Below are 23,557 nucleotides of genomic sequence, written 5' to 3' on the forward strand. Positions count from 1 at the left end.
TAAGAAGCGAACAGCCATGCAAAATCATAAAAGCCAACTATTAGCCGATTTTATAGAATACCCGCCAGAGGAAATGCTTGAGCGTGCGAATGAGTTTTTACAAACGAGTCAACGCCGTCATAGTATTCGCAGCTTTAGTAACCGCCCAGTGCCAAAAGAAATCATCGAAACCTGTATAAAAGCGGCAGGTACAGCGCCTAGTGGCGCAAACCACCAGCCTTGGCATTTTGTAGCAATTAATAATAGTGATGTTAAAAAGAAAATTCGTGAAGCAGCCGAGAAATTAGAACGCTCTTTTTATGAAGGCAGAGCGGGTGAAGAATGGTTAGATGCACTAAAACCCTTAGGCACCGATGCTAACAAACTCTATTTAGAGCACGCGCCATGGTTAATCGCGGTGTTTAGTCAAAAAAAGGGGGGTGTAAATACGGACGATAAAAACACCAATTACTATGTACATGAATCGGTAGGCCTTGCCACTGGCTTTTTAATTCAAGCCTTGCACCGCGCAGGCCTTGCAACACTTACCCACACACCAAAACCGATGAGTTTTCTAACCGATATTTGTGGGCGTGATAAAGACAACGAACGCCCTTATATGTTACTTATTACTGGTTACCCAGATGAGCATGCAACAGTGCCGCTGCACGCCCTAGATAAAAAGTCGATTGATGAAATTGCGAGTTTTATTTAATCGCTTTGACTTGGCATGTAATCAACAGCAAGTACATCCCCCTCTTTTAGGCCTGCTATTACGTGTTGCTGGTTATTTATAATACTGCCTAAACGCACGAAACGTTTAACCAGCGTTTCGTTTTCAAGTACATACACCATATTGAGCTGACCAAACTCATGCACCCAACGTGGATCAATTAATACACCTTGGGTACTTTTTATTGGTAACTGTAGTTGAGCATAAAGGCCTGGCATTAAACCAAGTTGCGCATCGGCTTCTAAACGAATAAGCAAGCTGCGCGCCGCGTTATCTGCCACTGGTACAATTTCGCTCACCGTTGCGGGTGTTGTTATATCTAGAGAAGGTAATACCACATTTAAACTGTCCCCTACTCTTAATTTTACTGCTTGTTGTTCACGTACATTAAATTCAAGCTGTAACTGTAATGGGTTATACAAAGTAATCAGCGGTTTACCGGGTGTTGCAGTATCACCAGGTTCAGTTAGGCGCTCAACGACCACGCCCGAAATAGGGGCAGTAATACGCGTATAATTAAGCGATACCTGAGCTTGCGTTTGCTGTTGCTTAGCAACCGCTAAATTAGCGGTTAAGTTTTCAAACTTTGCTTTGGCGTCATCTAATTCACTAACAGATACTAATCCTTGCGCATTTAAATCAATCATTCTGGCTAGTTGCTTTTTAGCTTGCGTTAACGACGCTTGCACCGCATTAATATTTGCGCTGCTTTGCGCTAACGCCGCTTTAAAATCATCTTGCTTGAGCATAATAAGTAAATCGCCCTTAGCGACTTTATCGCCAGCACGTACTTTTAACTGCTCAACCTGTGCCATAACATGCGATGAAATTTGCGTATTTTGTTTTGCTATTACACTACCTGGTACCTGCTCAGTGCCTGCAATACTTTGCAGCGTTACCGTTACTCGCTCACCTTGATAGTTCGTTATTTGTGATTCTTTTAAGCCTGCAGTTTGCTTGTCAGAAAAGCTGCCCGCCATATAAAGCACAGCCATAATAATGACAAATAACGCGGCCAATGTGCCTATAAATTTTGATTTACCCTGCATGCGCTTTATCCTCTGTGCTTGCAAACACTAAATAATAAACAAGCGGTACTACAAATAATGAAAATAATGTAGACGCCACAATGCCAAAAATAATCGCAATCGCGAGCCCGCTAAATACCGGATCGAGTGTGATCACTAAGTTACCTAATAAAGTGGTACCTGCGGTTAGGAGCACAGGGCGCATTCGCACCGTACCCGCTGCAACAAGCGCCTCTTTAATTGCCATGCCTTGGCCGCGAGCTTGATTAATAAACTCAACCAAAATAAGTGAGTTACGCACCACGATACCTGCAAGGGCAATCATGCCTATCATCGCTGTGGCAGTAAATAATACCGGCTCTGGGGCTCCAGCTATAGAGCGCTCACCAAACTGATTTAACAGCCAAAAACCTGGCATTATGCCTATCACTGTTAACGGAATAGCTGACATGATAATCAGCGATAAACTCGCCGACTGTGTTTGTACCCGTAAAATTATAAATATAGCACTGAGCGCAAACGCAAAGGCAATGCCCATATCTCTAAATACATCAATGGTTATGCGCCATTCCCCCTCGCCGCTAAAGCTGACATGGGTTCCTTGTGGTAGTTGCCATGGGGCTGTTCCGCCATTATTAAAAAAGTGACGACCTACCCACGATGTTTTAACAAACTCATCGTTTGATACATTTAAATCAGCATTCACATCAGCAATCACTTCCGCTGGTGTGCGCCCATTAAGCTCAGCCATAACATAAATCACGTCACGCTGATCTTTACGAACAATCGTTTTAGCAACATGATGTTGTGTAAATTCACCGAGTTCTGAAAGCGATACTAACGGCCTTGGCGCACTGCTTAAACCAAACTCGTTACTGGTTTTAGCTAAATCTCTATCGCCCCTTACCTGAAGTGCAAGTAATTGCGAAAGCTGATTTCGCTCGCTGTACGGTAGCTGTAATTTAATATCAACGGGCTCTGTTTCATTGCTCACATAAAGTACACCCACGCTTTCACCTTGAGAGGCAATACTGAGTGTTTGTGCAATATTTTGAGTTGAAACCGCACTGAGTGCGGCCTTGGTTTTATTGGTAACAAAGCGCTGTAATGGCGAGGGTGCCACCATTGAGGTATCGACTTCAACTACATGAGGCTCTTGTTTTAAACGCGCAGCTAACTGCTGGGCAGCGTGAGAATGTGTTTGCTCATCAACAAAAGCATCTCGGTAAACCTCAGCAACTAAGGTACTCAGTACCGGCGGCCCTGGTGGTACTTCAACCACTTTTATTACAATGCCATCGGTTGCTAGCATCGCGAGCTGTTCGCGAAGGCGCATAACCACCCCATGGGATTGATGATCGCGCTCAGACTTATCCACTAACAATACCCTCAGCTCGGCGAGATTCGCTGCCTCACGGCGATAATAACCGCGCACCATACCATTAAAATCCATACTTGAAGGTTGACCAACATAGGCCGCTATTTCACTTACTTCGTTTAATTGCCATGTGAGTGTTTGGATTTGTTTAGTAAATGCAGCTGTGCGCTCCAGATTAGTCCCCTCTGGCATATCTATCAGTACTTGCAGCTCATTTTTATTATCAAAAGGGAGTAGCTTTAAAGGCACCAAACGCATCACGGGTAACATGGCGCTAATAATAAATAATGCTAGGGTTAGCCACAAAACAAGTTTTGCTCGCCCCTTAGAAACCAATAATGGGCTTAATATTCTTTGATATGTACCAACTTTAGGAGCAAGCTCGGAGGGTTGTTCGTTATCAGGCTTGAGTAACTTCATCGCAAGCCAAGGGGTTACAAAAAATGCAACAATGGTAGAAACCATCACGCTAACCGGCACATTAAATGCCATAGGTGCCATGTACGGCCCCATCATTCCGGTGATAAACGCCAGTGGAATAAACGCCACCATAATAGTGAGCGTAGACATAAGTAAGGCACTTCGAATTTCGCTCATTGCGCCAACAATCTGCTGTTTTTTATCGCCTTTTTTATTCAAAAAGCGGCTAATATTATCAATACCTGTGATTGGGTCATCTACCAGTAAACCCAAAGATAAAATAAGCGCAAATAAGGTCACTCGGTTAATGGTATAGCCAAATGCAAAATCCAGAGCCAGTGTAATGCCATAACAAATAGGCACAGCCAGCCCTACCACAACCGCCGGACGCCAACCTAAAAACACCCCCACAAATATCACCACAGTAAAGACCGCAAAGACTAAACTTGAAGTGAGGTTATTTACTTTTTCATCGGCAGTTTGGCCATAATCTCTTAATACCGCATAGCTCACCTCAGTGGGTAATAGCGTGCGTGTTAGCTGCGTCATCATTTGATGAACATCGTTGGCAACTGCAACAGCGTTCGTGCCGGTTTGTTTTGCAACGCTTAGTGTTACCATTGGTAAATGCTGCTGGTTTGCCGATTGAGCAAGCCATTGGTAATGCTTAGCTTCACTTGGGCCATCAATAACGTTTGCAACATCAAGCAAGTAAACACTTTTGCCATTAACAACATTCACTACCAGCTGCTCTACAGCAGATTGACTTCGTAGAACATCACCTGCTTGCAATTCAATTTGCTGCTGACCATCAACCACACTGCCTACTTGCGTTAGTTGATTAGACACGCTTAATGCATAAAAAACGTCATTTACGGTTGTTTGGTGGGCAGCCAATGCGCTGGCATTTAAATTAATGGTGAGGGTTCGTTTACGACCAGCAATGACTTTTACTTCACTGGTGTGTTCAATACGCTGTAAACTGTTGGCTATTTCGTTAGCAAAGCGGGTTAACTCGTAATCACCATAAAGTTGTGGGTCTTTACTGTATAGCCCCAGCATAACAATAGGTACATCATCCACTTCAACGGGCCGTATTTGCCAACTTTTGATAACAGAAGCCATAGTATGTTGATAACTATTTAGTTTTGCATAGGTATCTAAAATTGCTTGTTCGCGGTCATGGCCAACCTCAAAGCGAAGTGTAACCACTGCGGCATTCGTTTGTGTAGTGGAATAAATATGTTCCACACCGCCAAGTTGGGCAAGTAGCTTTTCAAGTGGCTGGGTAACCAATCTGGCTACCTCTGGAGCTTCTACGTTGGGCGCCGATACGTATATATCGAGCATAGGCACCACTATTTGTGGTTCTTCTTCTCGCGCTGTTTGTTGTAAAGCAAATAAGCCAAACAAAATCGACAACACAAAAATAATAACCGGAATACGGCCACTTAAGCTGCTTTTTACTGCGTTATCAATCATGCTCATAACTTTTAGCCCTTGCAAAACAGTCCATATAATGTGCCTAACAAATGCACGGCATTTTGATCAATCACGCGGTAATAAATAGTTTGGCTTTCGCGGCGAGTAGCCACTACATTGGCTTTGCGCAGTGCCGCTAGGTGCTGTGATAACGCAGACTGCGCTAGCGGTACGGCTTCGTTAAGCTGCGACACACTCATTTCGGTATCTTGTAATGAGCATAAAATCATTAGTCGATTTTTATTCGCTAATATTTTTAATAGCTGCTCAGCTTGATCCACATTAGTCGCCATCGCTGTAAAGTCAATTTTCATACTATGCTCTTATTCTAAAATATGCACTTAGTATAAATTGCTAGATAAGAAATGTCTAATATTAGAATTTACTAATTTAATAATATCTAATATAGTAGCTCTGTACTCAATCAAATAAGTGACCTACTATTATGAAACTCAATAACGCACTTCGTCTTATCGCTGGCATCATGATTGTTGTATCAATCCTTTTGCAAACGTATCACGATCCGAAGTGGATATACTTTACCGCTTTTATCGCTGTAAACTTAATCCAATCAGCTTTTACTAGCTGGTGCCCAATGATCACTCTATTACGCAAACTTGGCTTTAAGGAATAATCACCATGCTTACATCTATCCCCGATTTACTAAAAATTATTACGCCTAATCAACGTCGTATCGACGCCGAACAAGCTAAACAGGAGATCAGTGAAAACAAAGGATTACTCATTGATGTGCGTGAACCGGCTGAACATGCAACCAAAGCCGCTACCGGCGCAATTAATATTCCGCGCGGCTTACTTGAAATGAAGTTAATGGAAATAGAAAAAGACGCAGCACGCCCTATTTACTTACATTGCGCTAGTGGTGCGCGTGCAACATTAAGTGCTGAAGCACTGACACGCGTAGGTTATGAAAACGTCACAGTTATTACCTGTAAAGCAGAAGCTGTTTGTCAGGCATTTTAAAGGCCAAAAATTAAATCACTCGGCGATCAACCGATCGCCGAAAATTAATGTATACCTGCGCCTTACTTCCTCTCATCCAACAAGTTGACTAGCATTTGCTCGATATTTTTTACGCTATAGGTAAGCGAGCGGATGAGCTCTACTTGGCTTTGTGGTTCATCGTTATTAGATTGGGCTGGCTGATCTGAAGTGAGGTTATCTTTTTGAGTTAAAATGGCTTCACGAAATTCACTGGCATTAACTACCCCAAGTAACGATACTAATGCACCGTGACCAGACTGCCCTGCAGTTTCAAAGCTTAAGCGGTATAAACCAAATAGTCGCATTAATGGCCCCTGACTTAATCCCACATCAGTGATTTTTTCAAGCGGAATCGATTTTTCTTCTTTAAACAAAATACCACGTTTAACCACTAGCTTGCGCTCTAGTAAATCGGCCGACATAGCTGCTAATACTCGCCCTGCGACTAGCCACACCAAAAGCAATACAACGGGTAAAAACACAATAGTTACAACTGGAAAAAGGCTAAATATTGCAGCTAAACACATCCAGTACTGTTTGACTTTGTTATCAAAAGTGGCACTTTTTAAAGTTATATTAGACATCGGTTTATCACTTTTAAATTATAGTTATTTTAAGTTACATTAATTACCAACTGTACGCAATTCAATCACTTTGATAGTTAAAATCCTATTACCACTTTGATCGCAAGCGCAATAAATACCATACCTAATAGTCTATCTAACCACACATTTTGCTTGGTAAAGCCAAAGCGCTTTTTAGACACATCAGTGAGTAAAGCCACCAATAAATACCACCCAGTATCTATTACAAAAACGGTTAAGCACATAATAATACCGATGTTTAATGTAAGGTTTTCTGGATCGATAAACTGCGAAAATAGCGCCAAAAAGAAAATTGCCAACTTAGGGTTTAAAAATGCAATCGCAAAACCATCTTGTAACGCCTTAGAACTGCTCACTGCACTTTTTTGAACTTGCAGCTCGCTGTCGTTAGGTTTTGAAAATAGTATTTTCAAACCTAAATACGCTAAATAGGCTGCCCCTAAGTACACTAAAAATTGATACACAGTAGGAAACTGCAACATCAATGCGCCTAATCCTAATAATGAGGCCGCTGCATATAAACCAACCCCAAAACCATGGCTTAACGCTGCCAGCATGCCATTTTTCATCCCGCCATTTAAGCTATGCTTTAATACCACAGCTAAACTAGGCCCTGGCGACATTGCGCCCATCATGCATACCAGTGCTAAGCTAAACCATAATGATAATGCCATTAGTAACCCTTATATTTCTTCATTTTCAATAAGTAATGCATAACCATGCACTTGCCCATAAAAGCCTGTCAATGGCACTGCGTTTATTACTTTCCAGCCGTCTTGGTTTAATTCCTGTATGCGATCATTTAGTGCGACTATATCTACCCCACCCAAAAAACGGGCCTTTCTGAATTCGATTACTTTTTGCATTTTAATCCTTATTGAACTTATAACATGTATTCAAAATCGTAATGGTGAATCCCTTGCTCAATCCGTATTTTCATACTGCCTGTTAATCCTGCTAGCTCATCAGTGCCTGAGTCGGGTACCACTTTTAAAATCAAGCTATCTTGGCCTTTATCCATGGTGCCAAAATGCTGCATTACAAAACCACCTTGCAAACCATCAAGTTCGCCTATTACTTGTTCAATAGCCACATAACCGGCACTGCCTTGGGTGGGGGTCATGGCGCTGAGCATTTCACCTTGGCTAGTTGCGGTTAGGCCACCAGTAAATTGTTTATCAATCGACATACGACCTAAGTTAACGCCTTGCTGCCCGTGTGCATACCCCTCTATAGGCGCTAATGTAACGGTAAACTCGCCTGTTACCTGTTTAGTTGTCATAACTTTTCCTTATTGATGATTTTTAATACTATTGATTTTTAATCTATTGATGCCATATCTATACCTTAATCATCAATAAGAATCTACTATGCCTACAGACAAGCCTGCTTCAGATAAAGCCGCCTTTAGCGCTTTATTCCCTATATTCAATTTTATTAAGCCTTATAAATGGGTAGTTTTAGGGGCTTTAGTGGCGTTACTTGCCACCGCAGGAGTTAACTTATCGCTAGGGCAAGGCGTTAAATTTGTGATTGATCATGGCTTTATTGCCGGCTCGCAAGCGCAATTACAACAAGCTGTGTTGGTATTAATTGGTTTGATCAGTTTATTGGCAGTGGGTACATTCAGCCGATTTTATTTAATGTCGTGGATTGGCGAACGAGTCAGTAACGACATTCGAAAAGCCGTGTTTAATCGTATTGTTACCTTGCACCCGAGTTACTTTGAAGAAAATCGTAGCGGCGAGCTGATGTCGCGTTTAACCACCGACACCACATTATTACAATCTATTATTGGCTCGTCATTTTCTATGGCACTGCGAAGCTCGCTAATGTTAGTCGGTGGTTTAATTATGCTGCTTGTTACTAATTTAAAGCTTACCTTGGTCGTTGTGGCCTGCGTCCCTTTAGTACTGGTGCCTATGATAGTGTTTGGTAAAAAGGTGCGCAAACTCGCCAGTTCTAGCCAAGATGCTATTGCCGATATAAGCACCTACGCGGGTGAGATCATTCAAAACATAAAAGTGGTACAAAGTTATAGCCACGAACAACTAGAACAATCTGCTTTTGCGCTTGAAACCGAAAAGGCCTTTAATGTGGCTAAAAGCCGAATTAAACAACGTTCGTTTTTAATTGCAGCTGTTATTTTTCTTACCTTTAGTGCTATTAGTGCCATGCTCTGGGTAGGCGGTAGTGATGTGTTAGCAGGCACTATGACGGGCGGTGAACTCGGTGCTTTTGTGTTTTATGCCATTATGGTGGCCATGTCGGTAGCGACCGTTGCAGAGGTTTATGGTGAACTACAGCGCGCCGCAGGAGCCGCAGCAAGATTGCTCGAACTGCTCGCCGTTGAAAGTAAAATACAAAACCCCGAAATTCCACAAGATGATGAGTTACATGCAACAACCAGCAACAGTGCAATTTCACTTGAAGGTATTAGTTTTAATTACCCTTCTCGCCCAGATGTAAGCGCATTAAATAATATCAGCTTAAATATTGAAACAGGTAAAACTGTGGCTATTGTTGGCCCTTCCGGTGCGGGTAAAACTACCTTATTTGAACTATTGCAGCGCTTTTACGATCCAGCCAGCGGAGCGATTAAGTTTCATAATATAGATATTAAACAGTTGTCGTTAAACACCTTACGCAACAAAATGGGCATGGTGGCACAAAACCCAATTTTATTTAGCTCTGATGTCATGCATAACATTCGCTATGGCAACCCAAGCGCCAGTGACGAGCAAGTTTATGCGGCCGCCAAACATGCACATGCTGATGAATTTATAAAACAGTTACCACAAGGCTATAACAGCTTTTTAGGTGAGCAAGGTGTTAGGCTTTCGGGTGGGCAAAAGCAGCGTATTGTACTTGCCCGCGCCATTTTAAAAGATCCCGAAATACTGCTACTCGATGAAGCTACCAGCGCACTTGATGCGCAAAGTGAGCATCATGTTCAGGCCGCACTTGAGCACTTAATGCAAAATAGAACAACGCTGATTATTGCCCATAGACTAGCCACGGTAAAACACGCCGATATGATTGTGGTAATGGAAAATGGCGAAATAAAAGCCACAGGCACTCATCAGCAATTAATGGCAAGCAACCCTTTGTATCAAAAGCTATGTGAATTACAGTTTAACCTAGATTGATTGCAATTTAGTCGCTACTTTTTATCAAGCCATTTATTCATTGCGGTATCGTAAGCCTCAGTTAGCTTGGTTTTATCGCACTTTGCACCAACAATATAACTATCTGGCAAGTCATTTTTTGGCATAACTCCAGCACCAACGGATACCTTTTTAAAACAGCTATCACCTCGTCGGTAAGTGGTAAATTGCATATTTTGCTGCTCTATTTTTAATAGCGGCTTCACCTTCCCTGCATGCTCTTTTGGGACGGTAATGCGCTTTTTCTGAGGGTCATTCTTTGCAGTATCAGAATAGCCAGTTTGTTGCTGTAAAATACTATTGAGCCCTTTTTTCAGGTCGATCTTTTTATAAGACGTTGCGGTTACAGGGTGGGTGTTTATGGAGGTGGTACTTACCGGCTCAGTCGTCTCCTTTGTTTTTTTATTAGTCGCATTTAGTGGTTTTGATTGGGTTGCATTAACAGGCTTGGTTGGGGTTATTTCTGTATTAACATTTTTATTAGCGCTTTGCTGAGTGGCTTGTTGCGTTACTTTAGTTTTGGCAGGCACATTCACCATATACGCTTTAATTGGCGTTAATTGCGGCTGTTTAATTTTAGGGGCTTTTAAGGTAGTTAAAAAAAACAAAACTAACCCATGTAAAAATACCGATAAAATAATTGCTGTACGCCAATTTGTCATAAACATGTCCCTATGAAGAACTCCTTATGACAACTAACTTATTTAAAAGTGCCCTTTAAATAAGTACACAAACCGCGCGCAAACGCGGTTTGTAACTACAAAAGCTAACCTTGAGTGTTTGGTACAATTTGAATTTCTACTCGGCGATTTTGCGCACGACCATTCGCTGTGTCGTTAGTCGCTATTGGGCGTGATTCGCCATAGCCACTCGTGCTTACTCGTGCCGCCATAATTTGCTGGTTCACTAAGTAGTTTTTTACACTTTGTGCACGCTGCTCTGAAAGAGTCATGTTGTAACTGTCTTTGCCCGTACTGTCGGTGTGACCTTCAACACTTAAGTAGGTTTTTTCGTATTTATTCATTATACTTGCTATCGCATTTAGAGTGTCATGAAAGCCCGATGAAATATAAGATTGATCAGTCGCAAACGTAATATTAGAGGGCATCACTAAGCGTAAGTTATCGCCTTCACGAACCACTTCAACTCCCGAACCCGCTAACTCATCACGAAAAGCAGCTTCTTGTTTATCCATGTAATCACCTACAGCAGCACCCGCTAGCGCACCAATAGCTGCACCAATAAAAATACGCTTATCTTTATGATTACCTGTAGCTTTACCTAAAATACCACCCGCGGCTGCACCAATAGCGGCACCTTTACCTGTGTTATTCATTTCACAGCCAGAAAGTAATACAGCAACGACAGTGACACTTAAAAGTGATTTAGTTAACATCATGGTAATTTCCTATTCATTTAGAATTTATTATTGCGATTATGCAAATATATGTATGAACCAACAATGAAGAATAATGTATAAGCGTTGATATTGCCTATCAAATAAGGAAGTAGTGATAGCGTTTCATAATAATGTCATACTTGTTTGTGACAATTTTATGATTTATCAAAAGGCGATGGACACTATGTTAATTGCGATTTTTAGACAGTTCTTTTTGCTTGGCTGCATGAGCTTTGGCGGCCCTGCCGCGCATTTAGGTTACTTTAAGCACCACTTTGTTGATTCGCTTCGCTGGTTAAGTACAGCGCGTTACGCGCAGCTAATTAGCTTAAGTCAAGCTCTGCCAGGCCCTGGTTCAAGTCAGGTTAGCTTTGCTATTGGCGTAGAACGTGCTGGTGTACTCGGTGGTATCGCTGCGTTTATAGGCTTTACCCTGCCTTCGTTTTTGATCATGGTGCTAATTGCAATAAGTGCACATCAGTTTGATGCTGTTTATTTTGCTATTATTGCAGGTTTGAAACTATTTGCCGTGGTTATTGTTGCTGATGCGACCCTTAGTATGGCGAAAAGCTTTTGCACCAGTGCGGTACTTAAACTTCTGGCAATAATGAGTACTTTAGCACTGATTTTATTTCCTATGTTGGGCACTCAAATCGCCATTTTAGTAACCGCTGCCATTATCGGTGCTTTATGGCCTTTACTTAACTTAGCTAAATCTACAGAAAATGTTAGCAGAGAAAAAACCAACATCAATTGGATTGCTCTTGGCTTATTTGCACTACTACTTGCCATCAGCTTTATCCCACTTGGCGAAAACGCTGCGTTATTCGCGCCTTTTTACCAAGCAGGTGCCATGGTATTTGGTGGTGGACACGTTGTATTACCTGTTTTGCAAGCGGGAGTTCCAACGCTGAGTAATGATCAATTCTTAACTGCGTACGCCAGTGCCCAAGCCGTTCCTGGCCCAATGTTTACTATAGCCACCTACTTGGGGGCACAATTGAACTCTGCACAACCATTAGTGGGTGCGCTAATCGCAACATTATTGATATTTTCACCCGGTTTTTTACTGATGCTGGCGTTTCAAAAAAGCTGGATAAACTTGGCCAGTAATCCTCGCTTTGCCAGCTCAATTGCAGCGCTTAATGCTGCTGTAGTTGGCTTTTTGGCAGCTGCATTATATTCGCCCATTTGGACTTCTGCCGTAAGCAATATTTGGCAAATTGCATTAGTGATTGCTGCGTTTGCATGGTTACGTATTAAAAAGCCACCTATTTGGTGGCTATTGTTATTGTTTATTGGTGTTGGCCTTGGACAGCATTATTGGGCACTTTAATGCTGGGTTTACCTGCCATATTGGCTCCGTCAGCTGGGCTTAATTGCCCACTGACACTTTGATAAGCGCGCAGCCCAAACACAGGTAATACGGCCAGTAAATGGTCCATAATTTCAGCTTGTAAGTGCTCGTACGATATCCAACGTTTGTCTTCACTGAAGCAGTAAAACTCAATCGGTAAGCCATGATTAAGCGGTTGTAGTTCACGCACCATAAGTGTGAGCGAGGTATTGATTTTACTGTGTTGTTTTAAGTAACCCTCTGCATAGCGACGAAATAGCCCTAAGTTCGACACCGGATCGGGAAGTGTGCCTAGTCGAATATATTCTTGCAGTGGTATAGCCGCTTCTATTTGCGCTTTAAAATCGTCATCAACTAAAAAGATGCTGTTCATATCAATGTTTAAAGAACGCTTGATGCGTCGCCCACCAGATTCTTGCATACCGCGCCAATTTTTAAATGAACCGGCCACCAGCATATAAGTAGGGATGGTCGTTATGGTGTTATCCCAGTTACGCACTTTTACAGTATTAAGTCCTAAATCAATTACTTCGCCATCGGCGCCGTAGTTATCTACTTGGATCCAATCTCCATAGGTCACCAAACGATTAGCGGCAATTTGAATGCTGGCGACAAAACCTAATATGGTGTCTTTAAATACTAATAAAGTAACAGCGGCAATAGCACCAAAACCAGAGAGAATATAAGTCGGCGATTTTTCAAGCACAATACTAACAATTAATATTGAACACACAATAAAGGTGATCAGCTTAACCACTTGAATTAAGCCTTGAATAGGTACTTCGCGAGCAAAATCTAATTGGTTATAAATAGCGCCAGCAATGCTCACTATGCTGCTAATAATAAAACCAATATAAATAATTAATAATGCTTGGCCAATGGTTTTAAGGATCTCTTGAGCAATTGCATTAACCGGATAAACACTATCAAATGTGGCTAAAAAAAGTACACAACATAACAAGCAAGCAATTCGTTTATTCAGCTTAGTTAACATAGGTGACAATGAACCAATACGCTCAGGAGAGAGTTTAGTCACCACCTTTTGAATACCCGGTAACATCAAGCGACGAGTAAATAAGTAAACAAATAATAATGAAAGAATGCCAATTGATGAGGCGGTGATTGCGCTGAGAAAAAAAGCATCGGGGACTTTTTCAAACCAAGGAGTAATTAGCTCCTGTAGGTGTGTTTTGCTCATGGTATTTCAATTTCCTTACTGGGTGTTAATTCAGTACTAGCTTGCTGAATATGAATAGCGCTTAATTGCTTATCTTTTACTGTCCATAAGTTATTTAAGTATTGCTGAAACTGGGCCCTGAATGCCTTATCGGTTTGGTAACTGCCAATCATCTGTGTATTTATTGGCATAACCTCAATAGTAATATGAATAGACTCCAACTCGCCTTTTAAAATATTACGACACACATGATCTGACTGACCGCTATACACTAAACTGGTGTTAAGCATAGCGTCAAACTGCTCGTTTAAAACCTCTAAGGCAAAAGCAGTTCCACCAGCCTTAGGTTTTAATAAATGCTGAAAAGGACTTTGTTGATGCTGGTGCTTTTGCGCAGTAAAACGCGTACCTTCTACAAAGTTAACTATGGTTGTAGGATGATGACGAAAGTTACGGCAACTGCGCTTAGTACGCTCGACATCTAAGCCTTTTAAATTCGGATTTTTAGCCAATTGCGCTTTGGTCACTCGTTTCATAAAGGGCATACCCATCGCCCACGCACCAGTGCCAATAAATGGCACGTATTTAAGCTCATCTTTTAAAAAAAACTTAGGGGCTGGCAATGCATCCAACGAGCTCAATACCGCAATATCAAGCCAGCTAATATGATTACTGATTAGCAAATACCAACTGTTGGCGTTTACCTCCCCACTAATATTAACTTTAATATTATTACAGCCTAACCACAGCCCTAAGCGGTTACCTTTGCACCACCCTTTATACGCACTGTGTAATAATTTACTCACTACAGGTATGGGCAGCACTAATTTAACTAACCCTAGGGTAAGCACTAATGCGCCAAATATTATTAAATTAGCAAATAAAACACAGCCAACAATTAAGCCATTTAACCAATTAGGTAACCATTTTTTTAGCATAACTGTCAGCTCATTTTGTTATTTTTGTTTGAGATTAACCAACGTCTGGTTTTTTTCTTCCCACACGCGATTTAATTCACTTTGAAAGCGTACTCTAAAGTCAGGATCATTAGTGTAATCACCAATTAAGTCGTCACTAACGCCTTTTACTTCAACATGTACATCAATGTGTTTTACTTTACCGGCTGCAAAATCCATAAAGGTAGGAATGCCCTCAGGGTAATGAATAGTGACATTTACCACTTTAGAAATTTGCTCACCCATGGCTTGCATTACAAACGCCACACCACCCGCTTTCGGTTTAAGTAAGTGAGGAAACGGGCTATTTTGACGCGCATGCTTTTGCGCTGTAAAACGCGTCCCTTCAACAAAGTTAACCACACTGACTGGCATTTCTTTAAATTTTTCACAGGCTTTACGGGTGGTTTCTAAATCTTTACCACGCAATTTAGGATTCTTTTTTAATTGGCTTTTACTGGTACGGGTCATAAAAGGAAAGTCGAGTGCCCACCAACACAAACCTAAAACAGGTACGTAAATAAGCTCTTTTTTCAAAAAGAAGTTCAAAAAAGGTATTTTTCGGTTAAACACCCGCTGTAACACTAAAATATCTACCCAGCTTTGGTGGTTAGCAATGACTAGGTACCAATCTTTTAATTTAAGCTCTTCAAGGCCAATAACATTAAGTTTAGTTGGCGTTAATAACGTCTGATTTAACGTGTTGAAGGTCACCCAAATAGAGGCACATTGCTTGGCCGTCCAGCTCATTAATTTTTGTAGTGGTTTGATTGGGATTAACTTAACGATGCCACAAATAAAAATAGGCACAAACCAAAAAAGAGTGTTTATTGTATAAAAGAAAATACTAAATACACTGCGAATAACTGACATTACTTCTATTCCTTTAAACATCGCGCAGCCACTAAGACCGCGCTTAACTATGCAACTAAATTAATCTTCAAAATAGGTGTAGCCCTCAAGCCCTGCATTGAGCTCGGCTAGGTACCCTTCTTTACAGTGTTCTGATACATCAAGTTTATTAATTTGAGTGGCAAAGTTATCAGCTAATAACTCGCTATCATAATCAACAAATTTTAATACATCCTTAACGCTGTCACCTTTGATGGCATTGGTTAATACATATCCTTGCTCATTAAGCTCAACATGGACTGAGTCGGTATCACCAAATAGGTTATGTAAGTCACCTAAAATCTCTTGGTATGCCCCCACCATAAACATGGCAATATGATACTGCTGACCTTGTGTATATTCAGGGATAGGTAAACTAGTTTCAATACCTGCACCTTCAACGTACTCACGTATTTGCCCGTCAGAATCACAAGTAATGTCTTGGATAATCGCGCGCTGAGTAAGCGGCTGCGTTAGGTTTTCGATGGGCATGACCGGAAATAACTGCTGAATACCCCATACATCAGGTAATGACTGAAACAATGAAAAATTCACAAACAGTTTATCGGCTAGCTTTTCGTTTAAATCATCCAGCACTTCGCGATGAGCACGTGCGTTAACGCTTAACGATGCACGAACTCGGTGTAAAATCGTAAAGTAAAGCTGCTCTATTTTCGCCCACTCTAGCATGCTCACTAAACCATGCACGTATTGATCGTGTGCTTCGCTAAATAAGTGCATAGCATCATGATATATTTCAAGTGCCATACGTGGGTTCAAACGTTGTAAGCATTGCCACATTTCATCTAGCACTAATGCGCTGTTTTCCAATGGCGGTTCTGGGTTTAAATGATTCGGTGCTTTTTCTACATCAATGACATCGGTGATCAACACTGCATGATGAGCCGTTAATGCACGGCCAGATTCGGTAATAATCGCAGGGTGCGTTAAGTTATGCTGATCGCACACATCGGCAAATGCATTCACTACATTACGCGCGTACTCTTCGACTGTGTAGTTCATTGAGCAGGCACTGCGTGAGCCTGAGCCTTCGTAGTCAACGCCAAGCCCGCCACCCACATCAACCGTATTTAGCGGTACACCGTATTGAGTTAATTCAGCAAAATGGCGAGCACATTCGCGCAAGGCACGATGGATATCACGAATATTGGCGATTTGAGAACCAATATGAAAATGCACCATTTGCATTAAATGCAACTTGCTATGTTGCTTAAGTACTTCCACTGCACTGAGTACTTGTCCTGCGGTTAAACCAAACTTACCTTTTTCACCACCGGTATTTTGCCATTTACCTTTGCCAACCGAATTTAAGCGAATACGAATTCCAATAGCCGGTTCAATGCCTAAATTATCAATTTCTTCAAGCAATGTGGTTAGCTCTGAGAGTTTTTCAACCACAATTTTAACGCTGTGTCCCATTGCTTGACCAATACAGGCTAAACGTAAAAACTCGCTGTCTTTGTAGCCGTTACATACAATAGTAATAGGCTCTTTCGCCACCCCTAAAATGGCCATTAGTTCAGGCTTAGAACCAGCTTCAAGTCCCACTAGGCCACTTGGGTGAGCTAATAACTTACTCACAACAGAGCGCTGTTGGTTTACTTTGATAGGATAAACACAGGTGTATTTGCCGTTATATTCGCGGTTAGTGCGCGCTTGAGTAAAGGCATTGGTGAGCGTATCTACACGATTTTTTAAAATATCAGTAAAGCGCACCAGTACGGGCAATGTTAACCCTTGCTGCTTAAATTGCTCAGTAAGCTGACTTAAAGAAATGGCAGGTTTTGTTTGGTCGCCATCCGGATAGGCTATCAACTCACCTTGTGCGTTAATATCAAAATAACCATCGCTCCAATGAGCAACATTGTATGTAGCACGTGCTGTTTCTAAACCCCAAGTCATGGCAACTCTTCTTTATTAAATTAGGTGTAAAGGGGCATTTTAATACGTCACTATCTGCTAAGCTAACAAAAATTGAACTTTCCCCTCTTTATAACTAACTTTATTCGCTAAAGAGAGTAAAATTTGATTGAGCAATAGGCCAAGCACTGGCAGAATTGCCTCCTTTTTTTCATACTCAACCAAAAGTGTAACAACAACTATGGCAAATTTAGATCAAAGTAAGTGGTTTACTGAAATTAGCGACCGCGATGGCAGCGCATTTTCATTACGTATTAACAAAAAGTTAGATGAAAAACAGTCTCCTTTTCAAAAAGTAGAAATGTTTGAAACCACAGACTTTGGTAATTTAATGATCATTGATGGTTGTACTATGGTAAGTAGCCGTGAAAACTTTTTTTACCACGAAATGATCAGCCACCCAGCATTACTGGCGCATCCAAACCCAAAAAACGTAGTTATTATTGGTGGCGGCGATTGCGGTACATTACGTGAAGTGCTCAAGCATCCAAGTGTAGAAACTGTTACACAAATCGATATTGACGAAGTGGTTACCCAAATGTCGTTAAAGTACTTTCCAGAGTTATGTGAATCAAATAACGACCCACGTGCTACTGTGATGTTTGACGATGGCATTAAATACATGCGCGAAGCAGCTGGTGAGTCTATTGATGTAGTGATTGTTGATGGTACTGATCCGGTAGGCCCAGGTGAAGGTTTATTTAACCATGCGTTTTATACTAGCTGTTTAAACGCACTTCGCCCTGGTGGAATACTGGTACAACAAAGTGAATCGCCATTAATGCATCTGCCACTGTTGGTTGAAATGCGCGAAGCTATGCTAAGTGTTGGTTTTAACGATTTACAAACACTCCCATTCCCACAACCTATTTACCCAAGTGGGTTATGGTCAGTGACGCTAGCTCGCAAATCTGAGGCATTTAATGGCTTTAGAGAAGACGGCGCAGCAATAATTGCACAGTATAGTGAATACTACAATGGCGGCATTCATCACGGTGCACTCGCAACACCTAATTACATGAAACGCGCTTTTGATAAAAAATAATAAGTTATAAATACAAAACAGGGCTCGCTAGAGCCCTTTTTTATGTGTTTAATTACATTGAATACGTTTGCAGTCATCTCGTAATAACCCCACCTTCACTTTATGCTCATAGTCTACAATTTGACATAAAGGACACACAATGAGATTACCTTTACTGCTAGTTGCTTTACTTTCAAGCAGCGCTTTTGCAAAAGAAGCCATGCTGGAATCGCCTGATCAAAAAATTAAAATCACCATATCTGATCAATCTTCATCTCCTTACTATTCTATTAGCTTTAATGGTAAACCTGTTATTGCGCAGTCACATTTAGGTTTTAGATTTAAAAGCCAAGCGCCATTTGATGAAGGTTTTGTTATTAGTGAAGTAACCCACTCACAAACAGATAGCCAATGGCAACAGCCTTGGGGTGAGCGTCAAACCGTTGTCGACAAGCACAATGAAATTGCCGTTACCTTTAATAAACCCGCACCCCACGGTGGCACATACACAGTGCGATTTAAAGCCTTTGATAGCGGTGTGGGATTTCGCTATGAAGTCCCTAAACAAGCCGGTTTTGAAAAAACAGAAATTACTAAAGAGCTGACCGAGTTTGCCATCGCCGGTGCCGATAAAGCCACTGCATGGTGGATACCTGCTCGCGGTTGGAATCGTTACGAATATGTCTACAACACCACAGCCTTACAAGATGCTGCACTCGCTCACACCCCTTTTACTTTTAAAAATGGCAACGGCGTGCATGTCAGTATTCATGAAGCAGCCCTAGTCGATTATGCGGGCATGGTGCTTAACCAACGTCGCCCAGGCACTTTTAGCGCCGATTTAACGCCATGGTCAGATGGTATAGCAGTCAAAAAGCACGGTGCATTTAATACGCCTTGGCGCACCATTCAAATTGGCGAACATGCGGTAGACTTAGTTAATTCAGATATTATTTTAAATCTAAATGAGCCAAATAAGCTCGGTGATGTGTCCTGGGTTAAACCAGGCAAATACGTAGGTATTTGGTGGGGCATGCACATCAATGAGAATACTTGGGGTAGTGGCGAAAAACACGGTGCTACCACAAAAAATACTAAATACTACATGGACTTTGCCGCAAAATACGGCTTTGATGGTGTATTAGTGGAAGGTTGGAACACCGGTTGGGATGGCGACTGGTTTTTTAATGGCGATGTATTTAGCTTTACCCAAGCATATGATGACTTTGATATTGAGGAGCTTACCCGCTACGGTAAGCAAAAAGGGGTGCAGTTAATTGGCCACCATGAAACCTCAGGTAACGTAACAAATTATCGTAATCAAATGGAAGACGCTTTTGCGCTTTACGAGCAATCAAATGTAAGCCAAATTAAAACCGGTTATGTGGCCGATGGTGGCAATATTAAACGCATTGATGAAAACGGCATTGCCCGTTTTGAGTGGCATGACGGCCAATTTATGGTTAATGAGTACTTATACAACGTTAAGCTAGCTGCAAAACATAAAATAAGTATTAATACTCATGAGCCAATAAAAGACACCGGCCTTCGCCGAACTTACCCTAATTGGATTGCTCGTGAAGGCGCTCGCGGCCAAGAATTTAACGCATGGGGCACGCCACCCAACCCACCAGAGCACATTCCAATGCTTGCTTTTACGCGTATGCTTGCAGGCCCAATGGACTTTACACCGGGTATTTTTGACATGAGTTTTAATGGCTTAGGTGGCGATACAAACCGTCCGCAAACAACACTTGCAAAGCAATTAGCACTTTATGTTGTAATGTACAGCCCAATTCAAATGGCGGCTGATTTACCTAAAAATTATTTAGCTAAGCCCGATGCTTTTCAATTTATTCAAGACGTACCGACCGATTGGCAACAAAGTATTGCGCTTGATGGAGAAGTAGGCGACTTTATTGTATTTGCACGTAAAGAACGTAAACGCGATCAGTACACTGGTAATGACTGGTACTTAGGCGCTGTAACTGATGAAAACGCCCGCACTATTGAGGTTAAACTCGACTTCTTAGATAAAGATAAACAGTTTGAAGCGCAAATCTACAAAGATGGTGATAAGGCAGAGTGGAAGAACAACCCTTACGATTTAAAAATCGAAAAACGCACTGTTACCGCAAATGATAAACTCACACTAAAATTGGCCACCAGTGGTGGTACAGCCATTCGTTTTAAAGCACTATAAAATGGTTAAAGCTATCCGCATATAACGGCGGATAGCTTTACTTAGTTTTGATTAACCACTTTAACTGGCAAATATATTTGCGCACTTAAACCACCTTCAGGGCGATTAGAGAGCACAACCTTGCCATTATGCATGTCTATAATGCGTTTAATAATAGCTAAGCCTAAACCACTGCCTTCACTGCCTCGTGCAGCGTCACCTTGCTTAAATGGTTCGAACACTGATTCTAATTCACTCTCAGGAATACCTGGGCCATTATCGTTAACCGCAATAATGACGTACTTTTTATTGCTATTAAAATAACTTTGCACCTCAATATCCCCTTGCGAGTAACGCAGTGCATTTTCGATCATATTCGTCACTACTCGCTTAATAGCCACTGAGCTGATGGGAATATTACCTAGGTTAGGATTGCTTTCAAACGTGATAACACGTTGATGCTTTAATTCACTTTGTACGACTTCGGCTACCAACGCATTGATATCTTCATAGCTTTGTTCTTCACGTTTATGATGGCGTAAATATTCAATAAACTGATCAATAATGCCATTCATATCTTCAATGTCGTAAATAATACCTTCGCGTAAATAATCATCTTCATCAACCATCATTTCTGTGGCTAAGCGTATACGGGTAAGCGGTGTGCGTAAGTCGTGAGAGACACCGGCCATGAGTAATCGACGATCATTTTCAAGGGCTGCAATACCTCGCGACATTTGGTTAAAAGCCCGCGTTACCTCAATAACTTCACTTGAGCCTTGTTCTTGTAACTTAGTACTAAAATCACCAACGCCTACTTTTATTGCCGCTTGTTGCAGTGCTTTTAATGGTCGGTTCAAATGTCTTGCAAATAGCCACCCGCCTAATACACTTAAAAAGCCTATACTGGATAAGTAAAAAGTTAAAAATTCAAGATTACTTTCTTTAAATCCGGTTAAGGGAACTTTAACCCAATAGCCCGGTGCTTGCGGGGCTTCCACCCAATAAATAAGTGGATCGGTTTGACTAATGCGTACCCGAGAAAACCCATTCAACTGCTCTGACATACTTCGCGATAGCCCTGAATACTCACGACTTTGCCCTAAGCCATTGCGCATCGCTTCACGCTGAGTCATCACCTCAATACCGGTTATTTCAAAAAACTTTTCTGAAACTTCATCGGTTACTTCAACCCCATCTTCCCAGTCAATAAATACAGTTTTAATTTGCTTAGCGAGCATCAAATTAACTTGCTCAATGGTGGGTTTAACAACATATAAACTTACTGTGACGTAGGATACAATTTGGTTAATCAGCAACAAAGCTGCCACTAAAAAAACAGTTTGCCCAAACGCACTACGTGGAAACATCCCCATAATTATTACTTTTCACCATCAGGAACAAACACATAACCTAATCCCCATACAGTTTGAATATAACGCGGGTTAGCCGCATCCACTTCAATCATACGGCGAAGGCGTGACACTTGCACATCAATACTACGCTCTAGCGCACTGTAATCACGACCTCTTGCCAAGTTCATTAATTTATCACGACTTAACGGCTCTCGAGGGTGAGATACCAACGCTTTTAATACGGCAAATTCACCACTTGTGAGTGATACGGTATTATCCCCTTCGCTCATTTCTCGTGTGGCTAAATTTAAGGTAAATTTACCAAACTTGATTAAATTCTCTTCTGCTGAGGGCGCCCCTGGCACTTCTTTTGATTGGCGACGTAAAATTGCTTTTATGCGGGCAAGTAACTCACGTGGATTAAACGGTTTAGGAATATAATCGTCAGCACCGAGCTCCAAACCAATAATGCGGTCTACTTCATCACCTTTAGCGGTCAACATCACAATTGGGATTTGGTTTTCCTTTTGACGTAACCGTCTGCAAATAGAGAGCCCGTCTTCTCCAGGCAGCATTAAATCAAGCACCATTAAGTGAAAGTTTTCACGCTCAATAAGCCTATCCATTTGCTGTGAATCGGCGGCTGTTCTAACAATAAATCCTTGCTCTACTAAATAGCGCTCAAGCAAACTGCGCAAACGTTTATCGTCATCAACCACTAATACTTTTACTGTCTCTTGTCCCATAATCTGTTGCTTATTTTTATAATTTATTAATAGTTAATATAAATGAAAAACTTAATAATAAAAAACTAATTAAGTGCTTAGATTGTTACTGAACATTTCAAACCAATTGGTGGCTATTTTATCTCGACAAGCTGCCTTTATTTTAATACCGTGCCACACATGAAAATTAAACAAGAACACGGCGTGAAAACAAACTTAATTACTCGCGAAGGTTATTTACAACTTCAGCAAGAACATGACCATCTTTGGAATGTAAAACGCCCAGAAGTCACTAAAATTGTGAGTTGGGCTGCAAGCCTTGGTGATCGCTCTGAAAATGCAGACTATCAGTATAACAAGCGTCTATTACGCCAAATAGACCGCCGAGTGCGCTATCTACGTAAGCGCATCCCCGATTTAAAAATTGTTGATTACTCACCCGTGCAAGACGGCAAAGTTTTTTTTGGTGCTTGGGTTGAAATAGAAAACGAGGCTGGGGAGTGTAAGAAGTTTAGAATTGTCGGTCCCGATGAAATTTATGATCGCAACGATTACATTTCTATTGACTCACCGATGGCGCGAGCATTATTAAAAAAACAAGTAGACGATGATTTTGAGGTCATGACCCCTCAAGGTGCTAAGCAATGGTATGTAAATAATATTTCCTACCAAAAATAAAACTGCTTAGTTTTGATTCAGATCATATTAACTTTTTATTGTTTATATTATCTGAGTAAGCTATAACTAAAATAA

23 protein-coding genes are annotated in these 23,557 nt (G+C 41.3%); 8 read left to right on the plus strand and 15 right to left on the minus strand.

Translation table 11 applies throughout. The features are described from left to right. Positions 1-16: 16 nt before the first annotated feature. Complete coding sequence (locus AAGD16_RS14305; RefSeq protein ID WP_377112576.1) at positions 17-694, plus strand: nitroreductase family protein; 678 nt, start codon at positions 17-19, stop codon at positions 692-694. Here AAGD16_RS14305 and AAGD16_RS14310 read toward each other — a convergent pair. From AAGD16_RS14310 to AAGD16_RS14320, 3 genes are read right to left on the minus strand one after another with little or no spacing between them, the layout of a single operon-like run. Continuing rightward, the gene (locus AAGD16_RS14310; protein WP_008115415.1) at positions 691-1,761 is read right to left on the minus strand and encodes an efflux RND transporter periplasmic adaptor subunit; all 1,071 of its coding nucleotides are present in this window, start codon (positions 1,759-1,761) and stop codon (positions 691-693) included. The genes AAGD16_RS14305 and AAGD16_RS14310 overlap by 4 nt on opposite strands. Then, entirely contained in the window at positions 1,751-5,026 is a 3,276-nt protein-coding gene (locus tag AAGD16_RS14315; RefSeq protein ID WP_377112580.1) for an efflux RND transporter permease subunit, read from the minus strand. The genes AAGD16_RS14310 and AAGD16_RS14315 overlap by 11 nt, the downstream gene beginning before the upstream one ends. A gap of 5 nt (positions 5,027-5,031) precedes the next feature. After that, complete coding sequence (locus tag AAGD16_RS14320) at positions 5,032-5,334, minus strand: metalloregulator ArsR/SmtB family transcription factor (protein WP_008467273.1); 303 nt, start codon at positions 5,332-5,334, stop codon at positions 5,032-5,034. Positions 5,335-5,465: 131 nt separating this feature from the next. On the opposite strand from AAGD16_RS14320, the gene AAGD16_RS14325 reads away from it, so the two are divergent. After that, a complete protein-coding gene (locus AAGD16_RS14325) occupies positions 5,466-5,654 on the plus strand; it encodes a DUF2892 domain-containing protein (protein ID WP_008467276.1) in 189 nt (62 codons plus the stop codon). 5 nt (positions 5,655-5,659) lie between these two features. Then, positions 5,660-6,004, plus strand: a complete 345-nt coding sequence (locus AAGD16_RS14330; RefSeq protein WP_008467278.1) for a rhodanese-like domain-containing protein — start codon at positions 5,660-5,662, stop codon at positions 6,002-6,004. Between the two features lie 62 nt (positions 6,005-6,066). Here AAGD16_RS14330 and AAGD16_RS14335 read toward each other — a convergent pair whose 3' ends face one another. From AAGD16_RS14335 to AAGD16_RS14350, 4 genes are all read right to left on the minus strand, one after another. Continuing rightward, positions 6,067-6,609, minus strand: coding sequence for a PH domain-containing protein (locus AAGD16_RS14335; protein ID WP_377112585.1), 543 nt, complete (start codon positions 6,607-6,609; stop codon positions 6,067-6,069). A gap of 77 nt (positions 6,610-6,686) precedes the next feature. Then, positions 6,687-7,304, minus strand: a complete 618-nt coding sequence (locus AAGD16_RS14340; protein WP_013466086.1) for a LysE family translocator — start codon at positions 7,302-7,304, stop codon at positions 6,687-6,689. Between the two features lie 9 nt (positions 7,305-7,313). After that, a complete protein-coding gene (locus tag AAGD16_RS14345; RefSeq protein WP_008109493.1) occupies positions 7,314-7,496 on the minus strand; it encodes a hypothetical protein in 183 nt (60 codons plus the stop codon). Positions 7,497-7,513: 17 nt separating this feature from the next. Beyond that, entirely contained in the window at positions 7,514-7,912 is a 399-nt protein-coding gene (locus AAGD16_RS14350; protein WP_377112590.1) for a DUF3224 domain-containing protein, read from the minus strand. Positions 7,913-8,000: 88 nt separating this feature from the next. Between AAGD16_RS14350 and AAGD16_RS14355 the strand changes: the two genes are divergently transcribed. Further along, positions 8,001-9,779: an ABC transporter transmembrane domain-containing protein gene (locus AAGD16_RS14355; RefSeq protein WP_377112593.1), complete on the plus strand. Its 1,779-nt coding sequence runs from the start codon at positions 8,001-8,003 to the stop codon at positions 9,777-9,779. Positions 9,780-9,793: 14 nt separating this feature from the next. Here AAGD16_RS14355 and AAGD16_RS14360 read toward each other — a convergent pair whose 3' ends face one another. Beyond that, entirely contained in the window at positions 9,794-10,459 is a 666-nt protein-coding gene (locus tag AAGD16_RS14360) for a hypothetical protein (protein ID WP_377112596.1), read from the minus strand. A gap of 104 nt (positions 10,460-10,563) precedes the next feature. After that, entirely contained in the window at positions 10,564-11,196 is a 633-nt protein-coding gene (locus AAGD16_RS14365; protein WP_377112599.1) for an OmpA family protein, read from the minus strand. Positions 11,197-11,380: 184 nt separating this feature from the next. Here AAGD16_RS14365 and chrA point away from each other — a divergent pair, with 184 nt between their 5' ends. Further along, positions 11,381-12,532, plus strand: coding sequence for a chromate efflux transporter (chrA, locus tag AAGD16_RS14370; protein WP_024602198.1), 1,152 nt, complete (start codon positions 11,381-11,383; stop codon positions 12,530-12,532). On the opposite strand, the gene AAGD16_RS14375 is transcribed toward chrA, so the two are convergent. Genes AAGD16_RS14375 through speA form a run of 4 tightly spaced genes read right to left on the minus strand, consistent with a single transcriptional unit; the run spans position 12,492 to position 17,500 of the window. Beyond that, positions 12,492-13,751, minus strand: a complete 1,260-nt coding sequence (locus tag AAGD16_RS14375) for a mechanosensitive ion channel family protein (protein WP_016899329.1) — start codon at positions 13,749-13,751, stop codon at positions 12,492-12,494. The two genes, chrA and AAGD16_RS14375, sit on opposite strands and share 41 nt — an antisense overlap. Continuing rightward, positions 13,748-14,668 carry an acetyltransferase gene (locus AAGD16_RS14380; RefSeq protein ID WP_013466094.1) on the minus strand — a complete coding sequence of 307 codons (921 nt, stop codon included), beginning with the start codon at positions 14,666-14,668 and terminating at the stop codon, positions 13,748-13,750. The genes AAGD16_RS14375 and AAGD16_RS14380 overlap by 4 nt, the downstream gene beginning before the upstream one ends. Positions 14,669-14,686: 18 nt before the next feature. Further along, complete coding sequence (locus tag AAGD16_RS14385) at positions 14,687-15,559, minus strand: acyltransferase (protein WP_008109502.1); 873 nt, start codon at positions 15,557-15,559, stop codon at positions 14,687-14,689. A 60-nt stretch (positions 15,560-15,619) separates the two neighbouring features. Further along, positions 15,620-17,500, minus strand: coding sequence for a biosynthetic arginine decarboxylase (speA, locus tag AAGD16_RS14390; RefSeq protein ID WP_013466095.1), 1,881 nt, complete (start codon positions 17,498-17,500; stop codon positions 15,620-15,622). Between the two features lie 199 nt (positions 17,501-17,699). Between speA and speE the strand changes: the two genes are divergently transcribed. Together speE and AAGD16_RS14400 are read left to right on the plus strand one after the other, a co-directional pair. Continuing rightward, positions 17,700-18,563 carry a polyamine aminopropyltransferase gene (speE, locus tag AAGD16_RS14395; RefSeq protein ID WP_377112606.1) on the plus strand — a complete coding sequence of 288 codons (864 nt, stop codon included), beginning with the start codon at positions 17,700-17,702 and terminating at the stop codon, positions 18,561-18,563. A 139-nt stretch (positions 18,564-18,702) separates the two neighbouring features. Further along, positions 18,703-20,745: a glycoside hydrolase family 97 protein gene (locus AAGD16_RS14400; protein WP_377112609.1), complete on the plus strand. Its 2,043-nt coding sequence runs from the start codon at positions 18,703-18,705 to the stop codon at positions 20,743-20,745. A gap of 41 nt (positions 20,746-20,786) precedes the next feature. Here AAGD16_RS14400 and envZ read toward each other — a convergent pair whose 3' ends face one another. Together envZ and ompR are read right to left on the minus strand one after the other, a co-directional pair. Next, the gene (envZ, locus tag AAGD16_RS14405) at positions 20,787-22,100 is read right to left on the minus strand and encodes a two-component system sensor histidine kinase EnvZ (protein ID WP_013466098.1); all 1,314 of its coding nucleotides are present in this window, start codon (positions 22,098-22,100) and stop codon (positions 20,787-20,789) included. A 5-nt stretch (positions 22,101-22,105) separates the two neighbouring features. Next, positions 22,106-22,825, minus strand: coding sequence for a two-component system response regulator OmpR (gene ompR, locus AAGD16_RS14410; RefSeq protein WP_013466099.1), 720 nt, complete (start codon positions 22,823-22,825; stop codon positions 22,106-22,108). Between the two features lie 183 nt (positions 22,826-23,008). Between ompR and greB the strand changes: the two genes are divergently transcribed. Beyond that, complete coding sequence (gene greB, locus AAGD16_RS14415) at positions 23,009-23,482, plus strand: transcription elongation factor GreB (RefSeq protein WP_024602196.1); 474 nt, start codon at positions 23,009-23,011, stop codon at positions 23,480-23,482. The last annotated feature ends 75 nt before the right edge of the window (positions 23,483-23,557 follow it).

The organism is Pseudoalteromonas sp. M58 (assembly GCF_042604605.1).
Classification (GTDB): domain Bacteria; phylum Pseudomonadota; class Gammaproteobacteria; order Enterobacterales; family Alteromonadaceae; genus Pseudoalteromonas; species Pseudoalteromonas tetraodonis.

Bases quoted from the DNA above. Each gene is read 5' to 3' on its own strand.
- AAGD16_RS14330 (WP_008467278.1), top strand. From the start codon at position 5,660: ATGCTTACATCTATCCCCGATTTACTAAAAATTATTACGCCTAATCAA.
- speA (WP_013466095.1), bottom strand. From the start codon at position 17,500: ATGACTTGGGGTTTAGAAACAGCACGTGCTACATACAATGTTGCTCAT.
- AAGD16_RS14340 (WP_013466086.1), bottom strand. From the start codon at position 7,304: ATGGCATTATCATTATGGTTTAGCTTAGCACTGGTATGCATGATGGGC.
- AAGD16_RS14315 (WP_377112580.1), bottom strand. From the start codon at position 5,026: ATGAGCATGATTGATAACGCAGTAAAAAGCAGCTTAAGTGGCCGTATT.
- AAGD16_RS14365 (WP_377112599.1), bottom strand. From the start codon at position 11,196: ATGATGTTAACTAAATCACTTTTAAGTGTCACTGTCGTTGCTGTATTA.
- AAGD16_RS14335 (WP_377112585.1), bottom strand. From the start codon at position 6,609: ATGTCTAATATAACTTTAAAAAGTGCCACTTTTGATAACAAAGTCAAA.
- AAGD16_RS14355 (WP_377112593.1), top strand. From the start codon at position 8,001: ATGCCTACAGACAAGCCTGCTTCAGATAAAGCCGCCTTTAGCGCTTTA.
- chrA (WP_024602198.1), top strand. From the start codon at position 11,381: ATGTTAATTGCGATTTTTAGACAGTTCTTTTTGCTTGGCTGCATGAGC.
- AAGD16_RS14385 (WP_008109502.1), bottom strand. From the start codon at position 15,559: ATGTCAGTTATTCGCAGTGTATTTAGTATTTTCTTTTATACAATAAAC.
- AAGD16_RS14375 (WP_016899329.1), bottom strand. From the start codon at position 13,751: ATGAGCAAAACACACCTACAGGAGCTAATTACTCCTTGGTTTGAAAAA.
- ompR (WP_013466099.1), bottom strand. From the start codon at position 22,825: ATGGGACAAGAGACAGTAAAAGTATTAGTGGTTGATGACGATAAACGT.
- AAGD16_RS14325 (WP_008467276.1), top strand. From the start codon at position 5,466: ATGAAACTCAATAACGCACTTCGTCTTATCGCTGGCATCATGATTGTT.
- AAGD16_RS14360 (WP_377112596.1), bottom strand. From the start codon at position 10,459: ATGACAAATTGGCGTACAGCAATTATTTTATCGGTATTTTTACATGGG.
- speE (WP_377112606.1), top strand. From the start codon at position 17,700: ATGGCAAATTTAGATCAAAGTAAGTGGTTTACTGAAATTAGCGACCGC.
- AAGD16_RS14380 (WP_013466094.1), bottom strand. From the start codon at position 14,668: ATGCTAAAAAAATGGTTACCTAATTGGTTAAATGGCTTAATTGTTGGC.
- AAGD16_RS14305 (WP_377112576.1), top strand. From the start codon at position 17: ATGCAAAATCATAAAAGCCAACTATTAGCCGATTTTATAGAATACCCG.
- AAGD16_RS14345 (WP_008109493.1), bottom strand. From the start codon at position 7,496: ATGCAAAAAGTAATCGAATTCAGAAAGGCCCGTTTTTTGGGTGGGGTA.
- AAGD16_RS14310 (WP_008115415.1), bottom strand. From the start codon at position 1,761: ATGCAGGGTAAATCAAAATTTATAGGCACATTGGCCGCGTTATTTGTC.
- AAGD16_RS14320 (WP_008467273.1), bottom strand. From the start codon at position 5,334: ATGAAAATTGACTTTACAGCGATGGCGACTAATGTGGATCAAGCTGAG.
- AAGD16_RS14350 (WP_377112590.1), bottom strand. From the start codon at position 7,912: ATGACAACTAAACAGGTAACAGGCGAGTTTACCGTTACATTAGCGCCT.
- AAGD16_RS14400 (WP_377112609.1), top strand. From the start codon at position 18,703: ATGAGATTACCTTTACTGCTAGTTGCTTTACTTTCAAGCAGCGCTTTT.
- envZ (WP_013466098.1), bottom strand. From the start codon at position 22,100: ATGGGGATGTTTCCACGTAGTGCGTTTGGGCAAACTGTTTTTTTAGTG.